At 54.5% G+C, this 1563-nt stretch carries 2 protein-coding genes; both read right to left on the reverse strand.

From position 1 onward, the window contains the following. Positions 1-110 precede the first annotated feature (110 nt). On the reverse strand, positions 111-1043 hold the full coding sequence (locus C9383_RS06960; protein ID WP_090365966.1) for an IS110 family transposase: 933 nt from the start codon (positions 1041-1043) through the stop codon (positions 111-113). A gap of 305 nt (positions 1044-1348) precedes the next feature. Beyond that, on the reverse strand, positions 1349-1563 hold a 215-nt coding region (locus tag C9383_RS06965; protein WP_146164705.1), incomplete at its 5' end, for an integrase core domain-containing protein.

Below are 1563 nucleotides of genomic sequence, written 5' to 3' on the forward strand. Positions count from 1 at the left end.
AATGTGGGAGCAACTGTCTAAATGGATTCAATTCAGAAGTCATATTCATAGGCAGCAAGACTCCCACAGCTCTAGGCCATGCAATGCTGAACGAAAGAGCTGCTGCCGTGCTAAGCGGTGTGCTCTTTCCATTCAGTGCCGTCACGCAGCATCGCGTTCAGGCGTACCAATAAAACGCGCATACAGGCGATCAGTGCAACCTTGGCGCATTTACCTTTATCACGTAACAACTGGTATCGAGCTTGGAATTCCGGCTGGTCCCGAATGATCACCCAGCAGGCCATATACAGTGAGCGGCGGGCTGCAAATCTTCCGCCACTAATGTGGCGTGCACCTTTGTGCTTTCCGCTGTCGTTGTTGTAGGGCGCGAGGCCTGCAAGTGCCGCGATCGGGCGTCCCCCGATTTCGCCCAACTCGGGAAGGTAAGCCATAAGGCTGCTGGCCGTAATCAGCCCAATTCCCTTGACCGAGCACAGTCGAGCCACCTTTTCGCGATCTAGCTCGTTCGCACTTTGACGAATCAGCTGATTTATCGCTTCCACTGCTGCGCTCAAATACTCGATATGGCTCTGCAATGCAGGCTTCACCGCATCGCAGGACGCCGTTTTCAGGCGCCGCCTGTCGTCATCTCTTTGCTGAACAAAATGCTCTCGCTGCTGGACCAATGCGCGCAGTCTTTCATGCTCAGGGCTTGTGATTCGGGCGCTTGGCGAGTCTATGACGGCTGCAAATTGTGCAAGAGACTTTGCGTCTATCGGGTCGGTTTTGGCTTTTTGGCCCATCGCTCTGGAAAACGCTTTGGCGCGACGAGGGTTAACGCAAATGACCTGAAGGCCAGCCGCTTGCGCCGCTTTAACAACGTTTCGCTCGTAACCGCCCGTCGCTTCCACCAACACGCGGCTGACCTGGTAAAGCCGCAGCCATCCAATCAGCGCCGGCAAATCTTTCTCAGTATTTGAACAACTTACCCCAGCCTCAAGTAAATGAATCCGAGCCTCGAGGCTGTCTTTGGAAACATCAATGCCTGCTGAATAGGAAAACATGGCCAAATCCTCTTACACTCAGGGTGAGAGCGCTCTGGCTTGGCCCACGCTTGTAACTGTTCGAGGTGGGCTCGTTCAACTGTTCGGGCTCATGTCCAGAGCGGAGAGGTGAGTAGCAGCATGGGCTCCCACACGTGCTTTGAGCACTCGGGGCATTCAGCTTGCTACTCACCGCTCTCACCCTCAGTTTATTCCTGACTTAAGACACAAGGGGGCAAGCCCTAATGCCAGTCAGTTAAGGCTTAACGCTGTCACTGTGGGAGGGGGCTTGAACTGGTCAAGTAATCTTGGACACTGATTACGGTTCACGCCGCCAACCTTTCCTTCACGACCGGCGACCTGTAGTCGTTATAGCTGTGAGGCCTGCTGATGTTGTAGCGCGAGACATAGCGCTGCACATCTGCCCGGGCCTCATGCTCCAGTTGGTAGCCCGCTTCAGGCACCCACTCGGACTTCAAACTACCAAAGAAACGCTCCATCGGGGCATTGTCCCAGCACTCGCCTTTACGGCTCATACTTT

This window comes from Pseudomonas palleroniana, assembly GCF_003031675.1.
GTDB classification, from domain to species: Bacteria; Pseudomonadota; Gammaproteobacteria; order Pseudomonadales; family Pseudomonadaceae; genus Aquipseudomonas; species Aquipseudomonas palleroniana.